Below are 6,465 nucleotides of genomic sequence, written 5' to 3' on the forward strand. Positions count from 1 at the left end.
CGCGCCGCTCGCCGCGTCGGCGTCCCGGAGCCCAGCAGCGGCACCGTCACCCGGCAGCCACCGCCCACGCCGGCCCCCGCCGCGCAGGCCACCCCACCCCACCCCCGGACGACCCTGAGAACTGCGTGTCGTGGTCGGGACTGCGACACGGACAGCAGTTCTGACCACGACACGCAGTTCTCAGCGTCGTGGGGGGAGGCTCTCATCGACGGCGAGGCGACGGCGGCCGCGCTGGCGACGGTCATCGCCGACCAACCGCGGGTGCTGGGCGGGGGCGTACCCGACCCGGGCGGCAGGCCGACACCCCGGGCGCTCGCGGAACACCTGCGCGCGCTGACCCGCGCCACCGACTCCTGGCTCGACCGCGAGCCGACCCGCCCGCGCGCCGACCAGCTCCCCACGGCCGCCCACACCGCGGCGTGCCGTCTCACACTGGGGGCGCGCATCGCGCTGGCCGACGTACTGCATACCCTCGGTGAGGCGGCCCCCGACCGTATGTGAGCGCGAGGTCCGCCGCCGGCGCACCGAGGGCGGCCACACCGCCTCCGGGAGAACGTGCCGGCAGCCTGACCAGAACGACAGCGGCGGACCGACGTGCCACCGGACCCGTCCGCGCGAACCCGGAGGAACGATGCGCGCACACGAGGCCGGTGCCCTACACGCCGAGGGGTACGGCGGCCCGCCGCAGTGGCTGCCCAGCCCGCGAGACGTCAACGAGCTCATGCCGCAGCTGTGGCCCGGCCACGTACGCCGTGACGAGCAGGGCCGCCTCGAGGTCGCCGGCGTCGACGCCGTCGCCCTGGCCCGCGACTTCGGCACCCCCGCGTACGTCGTCGATGAAGACGATTTCCGTTCCCGCGCAAGGGCTTTCCGCGACGACATGAATGCGGCGTTCGGTGCCGTGTGCGGCGGCGCCGACATCTACTACGCCGGCAAGGCCTTCCTGTGCACGGCCGTCGCTCAGTGGGTCGCCCAGGAGGGTCTGTTCCTCGACGTGTGCTCCGGCGGCGAACTCGCGGTCGCGCAGCGCGTCGGCTTCCCGGCGGAACGCATCGGCATGCACGGCAACAACAAGTCGGTCGCCGAGATCGAGGCCGCGCTGCGCTACGGCGTCGGTCGCCTCGTCATCGACAGCTTCGACGAGATCGAGCGCGTCGCCCGCATCGCCGGCGACCTCGGCGTCGTCGCGCCGGTCATGATCCGGGTCACCCCCGGCGTCGAGGCGCACACCCACGAGTTCATCGCGACCGCCCACGAGGACCAGAAGTTCGGGTTCAGCCTCGCCGGCGGCCAGGCCTACAAGGCCGCCGAGCGCGTGCTCGCCGAGCCGGGTGCGATGCGACTCCTCGGTCTGCACAGCCACATCGGCAGCCAGATCTTCGACACCTCCGGTTTCGAGGTCGCCGCCCGCCGCGTGCTCGGCCTGCAGGCGCGCATCGGCCGTGACCACGGCATCACGCTGCCCGAACTCGACCTCGGCGGCGGCTTCGGCATCGCCTACACCTCCGAGCACCACCCGCTGACCGCCGCGCAACTCGGGGCGCAGATGGCCGGCATCGTCGAGCGCGAGAGCCGCGCCGAGGGCATCGAACCCCCGCGCATCAGCATGGAGCCGGGTCGCGCGATCGCCGGGCCGAGCACCTTCACGCTGTACGAGGTCGGCACGGTCAAGGACGTCGAGCTCGACGGCGGACTGCGCCGCACCTACGTCTCGGTCGACGGCGGCATGAGCGACAACGTGCGCACCGCCCTGTACGAGGCCGACTACTCCTGCACGATCGCCAACCGCAGCAGCGAGGCGGGCCCGGCCCTGTCGCGGGTCGTCGGCAAGCACTGCGAGAGCGGCGACATCGTCGTCATGGACGAGTACCTGCCCGCCGACCTCACCCCCGGCGACCTCGTCGCCGTGCCCGGCACCGGCGCCTACTGCCGCGCGCTGTCGAGCCAGTACAACCACGTGCCGCGCCCGCCGGTCGTCGCGGTTCGGGACGGTAGGGCGCGCGTCATCGTGCGCCGGGAGACGGTCGACGACATCCTCGCCCTCGACGTCGCCGACTAACGCACGACTGACCCCCGGGGCCGGCTCCACCCCCGCCCCGCACCCCCCGGCCGGCATCAATCCCCGCCGAAGGCTGCCCTTTCGGCCGAGGGCCAGGGCTGTAGCACGAGCCCTGGACCGAAAGGGCAGCCTTCGGCCAGATGTGGGGGCCAGATGTGGGGGGCCAGGTGAGAGGGGCGGGCGGGGAGGCCGGACGGTGGGACGGTGGGTCCGTCATGCGGACCCGGGCCGGGAGGGCCTGTGGGCGGAAGGCAGGATGGTCGGGGTCGAAGCACAGATGGAGGAGATCGCGTGAGTGCGCACGTCGACACCGCGGGCGGACCCCTGCGGGTGGCCCTGCTGGGATGTGGCGTCGTCGGATCGTCGGTGGCCCGGCTGCTGCTGGCCAACGCCGACGACCTGGCCGCCCGGGTCGGGCGGCCGCTGGAGCTCGTGGGCATCGCGGTGCGCCGGCTGGGCCGGGACCGGGCCGGCCTGCCGCAGGAGCTGTTCACCACCGACGCCGAAGAGCTCGTCACCCGCGCCGACGTCGTCGTCGAGGTCATCGGCGGCATCGAGCCGGCCCGCGGTCTCATCCTGCGGGCCATCGAGCACGGAGCCAGCGTGGTCACCGCGAACAAGGCCCTCCTGGCCGACGACGGCCCCAAGCTCTACGCGGCCGCCGACGCCGCCGGCGTCGACCTCTACTACGAGGCCGCGGTCGCCGGCGCCATCCCGCTGCTGCGCCCGATGCGCGAATCGCTCGCCGGCGACGACGTGCGCCGCGTGCTCGGCATCGTCAACGGCACGACGAATTACGTGCTCGACAAGATGGACAGCACCGGCTCCGGCTTCTCCGACGCCGTCGCCCAGGCCCAGTCGCTGGGCTACGCGGAGGCCGACCCGACCGCCGACGTCGAGGGCTTCGACGCCGCCGCGAAGGCCGCGATCCTCGCCTCGCTCGCGTTCCACACCCGCGTCCGCGCCCACGACGTGCACCGCGAGGGCATCACCGAGGTCAGCGCCGCCGACGTGCGCGCCGCCGCCGAGATGGACTGTGTCGTCAAGCTCCTCGCGATCTGCGAACTCGCCCCCAGCGGCGACGCGCCCAACGGCAACGGCAAGAACGGCCACGCCGGTCAGGGCGTCTCGGTGCGCGTGCACCCGGCGATGATCCCGCGCACGCACCCGTTGGCCGGGGTGCGCGAGGCCTTCAACGCCGTCTTCGTCGAGGCCGACGCCGCCGGTCAGCTCATGTTCTACGGCCCCGGAGCCGGTGGCGACCCGACCGCCTCCGCCGTGCTCGGCGACGTCGTGGCCGTGGCCCGCCACCGGGTCGTCGGCGGGCTCGGTCCGCGCGAGTCGGCCTACGCCGAGCTGCCGGTGCTGCCGATGGGCCGCGCCCGCACCCGCTACTACATCAGCCTCGATGTGGCCGACCGCCCCGGCGTGCTCGCCGCAGTCGCCACCGAGTTCGCCCGGCACGAGGTGTCGATCCAGCAGGTGCGCCAGAGCGTGCACGAGGCCGACCCCGACCGCGGGGACGCCGACGCACCCGGCGCCGAACTCGTCATCGTCACGCACTCGGCGCCCGACGCCGCGCTCTCCGGCACCGTCGAGGCCCTCGCCCGGCTCGACGCCGTGCGCGGCGTCACCTCCGTCATGCGCGTGGAAGGGGACTGACCATGGCACACCAGTGGCGCGGCGTGATCGGCGAATACGCCGACCGCCTCCCGATGCTCACCGACGCACCCGTGATCACGCTGCACGAGGGCGGCACCCCGCTCATCGCCGCGCACACGCTGTCCGAGCGCGTCGGCGCCCGCGTGTTCGTCAAGTACGAGGGCCTCAACCCCACCGGCTCCTTCAAGGACCGCGGCATGACGACCGCGATGTCGGTGGCGGCCCGCCTCGGCGCGAAGGCCGTCATCTGCGCCTCCACCGGCAACACGAGCGCGTCGGCCGCGGCCTACGCCACGAAGGCCGGCATGACGTGCGGGGTGCTCGTGCCCGAGGGCAAGATCGCGATGGGCAAGCTCTCCCAGGCGATCGCCCACGGCGCCACGTTGCTGCAGGTCGACGGCAACTTCGACGACTGCCTCACGGTGGCCCGCAAGCTCGCCGACGCCTACCCGGTCGAGCTCGTCAACTCCGTCAACCCGGCCCGCATCGAGGGGCAGAAGACCGCCTCCTTCGAGATCGTCGACGCCCTCGGCGACGCGCCCGACATCCACTGCCTGCCGGTCGGCAACGCCGGCAACATCACCGCGTACTGGAAGGGCTACCGGGAGTACCGCGACGGCACCCCGGGCGCCACGGGCGAGGCCGCGACCGGCGGCCCAGCGACCCGGCTCCCGCAGATGTGGGGCTTCCAGGCGGCCGGGTCCGCGCCGATCGTGCTCGGCCACCCCGTCGACGAGCCCGACACGATCGCCACCGCGATCCGCATCGGCAACCCGGCGAGCTGGAGCCAGGCCGAAGAGGCCCGAGACACCTCCGGCGGCCTCATCGACGCCGTCACCGACGCCGAGATCCTCGCCGCCCACCGGCTGCTGAGCAGCACCGAAGGCATCTTCGTCGAGCCCGCGTCGGCCGCGAGCGTCGCGGGGCTGTTGAAGATGCACGAGGCGGGTCGCGTGCCCTCGGGCGCGACGATCGTGTGCACGGTCACCGGCCACGGCCTGAAAGACCCGCAGTGGGCGCTGAAGACGGCCGACGGCGACGAGGTCGTGCCCACTCGCGTGCCGGTGGATGCGGTGAGCGCCGCCACCGCCCTCGGCCTGGAGAGCTGACGGTGGGCCAGGCGCCGCCGAATGTGCCGAGCCCGCCGCGTGCCTCGAACGCGCCGATGAGCGCGCCTCGACCGGGGCGCGCCGTGCGGGTGCGGGTGCCGGCCAGCAGCGCCAACCTCGGCCCCGGCTTCGACTCGATCGGCATGGCGCTCGGCGTGTACGACGAGTACGTCGCGGTCGTGCGCACCGAGCCGGGCCTGCGCATCGACATCGACGGCGACCCCCAGGGCGTGCCCGGCGACGAGCGCCACCTCGTCTACGCCACGATGCGACGCGCCTGGTCCGAGCTTGGCGTGCCTACCCCCGAGGGCCTGACCCTGCACTGCGCCAACACGATTCGCCAGGGCCGCGGGATGGGTTCCTCGGCCGCGGCCATCGTCGCCGGGGTCGCCGCGGCCCACGGTCTCGCGGCCGCGCAGTGGACGGCCTGGGAGAACGCGCCCGGCGCCGCCGACACGCTCGTCGACCTCGACCTGGAGACGGTCAACGACCTCGCCGGGCGCCTCGAGGGCCACCCCGACAACGCGTCCGCGAGCGTGTACGGGGGAGCGACGATCTCGTGGCTCGACGAGCCGGGCCCGCCCGGCGACGAGCGCACCGTCGGTCGCGTGCACTCCGAGGCGATCCCGCTGCACCCCGACATCGAGCCGCTGGTCGCCGTGCCGCAGGTGCAGTTGCCGACCGCCACCGCCCGGGCCGTGCTGCCCGCGCAGGTGCCGCACCCCGAGGCCGCGCTCAACTCGGCGCGGGCCGGTCTGCTCGTGCTCGCCCTCAGCGCGCAGCCGCGGCTGCTGCTACCGGCCACCCGGGAGTGGCTGCACCAGGAGCAGCGTCGCTCCTCGCTCGGGGGCGCGATGGAAGTCGTCGACGAATTGCGTTGTGCCGGACATGCGGCCGTCATTTCCGGAGCCGGTCCGAGCGTGCTCGTCCTGACCGCGGACGGCGACGACGCGGCCGCGCAGGTCGCCGCGCTGCTGCCCGAGCAGTGGCGGTTGCTGCGTCCCGGCGTTCCGGATCAGGGGGTTCGGGTGGAACGTGTTACATTGGAAGGGCTTCACGGCGAAAGCGCCCTTCCGGCGTGACCAGAGTTCGATGTCTCGGCTCTTCGCCTGAACCCCCCGCATTCACCGTTCCGCGGTCTCGATCCTTGAGGTTCGCAGCCGGTGTCCGACGCCGTTGCGGTGTTGGAGGGGTCAATACCACCGAGTTCGTGCGCCGCGGGTGTGTCTCACACCCAGGCTGGTCGATACCGACCCTCCGGTCGGGGCGACCGCGTGAACTGCCGATCATGGGACCGCACGATGACGGCACACGACACGCACGAGCCTCATAACCCCGAGCTCGCCATTCGCAGCGAGCCGTATAACGAGGGGAAGGATCCTTCGTGACCGATACCACCGAGCTGGCACCCGCGGGTGCCGCCGGCGCGTCCGCCGCACCCAAACGCCGCGGACTGACCGCGATGCGACTGGCCGAACTGCAGGACCTCGCGTCCGGCATGGGCATCCAGGGCACGGCCGGAATGCGTAAGGGTGACCTGATCACGGCGATCAAGTCGCGTGACGCGGGCAGCCCGTCGTCCGCCGCGGCAGGAGCCCCGGCTCGCCGCCCGCGCCGCGCCTCGAGCCCGGCCGG

6 protein-coding genes are annotated in these 6,465 nt (G+C 73.3%); all 6 read left to right on the forward strand.

Annotated elements, in window-relative coordinates; genetic code table 11:
- Positions 1 to 501: hypothetical protein (locus PINTE_RS23440; protein WP_217996659.1), on the forward strand; the 501-nt coding region annotated here is incomplete at its 5' end.
- Positions 502 to 631: 130 nt separating this feature from the next.
- The gene (gene lysA, locus PINTE_RS19750; RefSeq protein WP_068434077.1) at positions 632 to 2,059 is read left to right on the forward strand and encodes a diaminopimelate decarboxylase; all 1,428 of its coding nucleotides are present in this window, start codon (positions 632 to 634) and stop codon (positions 2,057 to 2,059) included.
- A gap of 291 nt (positions 2,060 to 2,350) precedes the next feature.
- A complete protein-coding gene (locus tag PINTE_RS19755) occupies positions 2,351 to 3,721 on the forward strand; it encodes a homoserine dehydrogenase (protein ID WP_068434079.1) in 1,371 nt (456 codons plus the stop codon).
- Between the two features lie 2 nt (positions 3,722 to 3,723).
- Positions 3,724 to 4,830: a threonine synthase gene (thrC, locus tag PINTE_RS19760; RefSeq protein WP_068434081.1), complete on the forward strand. Its 1,107-nt coding sequence runs from the start codon at positions 3,724 to 3,726 to the stop codon at positions 4,828 to 4,830.
- 56 nt (positions 4,831 to 4,886) lie between these two features.
- Positions 4,887 to 5,912: a homoserine kinase gene (locus PINTE_RS19765; RefSeq protein WP_068434082.1), complete on the forward strand. Its 1,026-nt coding sequence runs from the start codon at positions 4,887 to 4,889 to the stop codon at positions 5,910 to 5,912.
- 302 nt (positions 5,913 to 6,214) lie between these two features.
- A partial coding sequence (locus PINTE_RS19770) for a Rho termination factor N-terminal domain-containing protein (protein WP_174524034.1) occupies positions 6,215 to 6,465 on the forward strand: 251 nt, incomplete at its 3' end.

The organism is Piscicoccus intestinalis NBRC 104926, from assembly GCF_001515525.1.
GTDB classification, from domain to species: Bacteria; Actinomycetota; Actinomycetes; order Actinomycetales; family Dermatophilaceae; genus Kineosphaera; species Kineosphaera intestinalis.

Excerpts from the sequence above, each read along its gene's own strand:
- lysA (WP_068434077.1), top strand. The coding sequence starts at position 632 with ATGCGCGCACACGAGGCCGGTGCCCTACACGCCGAGGGGTACGGCGGC.
- PINTE_RS19765 (WP_068434082.1), top strand. The coding sequence starts at position 4,887 with ATGAGCGCGCCTCGACCGGGGCGCGCCGTGCGGGTGCGGGTGCCGGCC.
- thrC (WP_068434081.1), top strand. The coding sequence starts at position 3,724 with ATGGCACACCAGTGGCGCGGCGTGATCGGCGAATACGCCGACCGCCTC.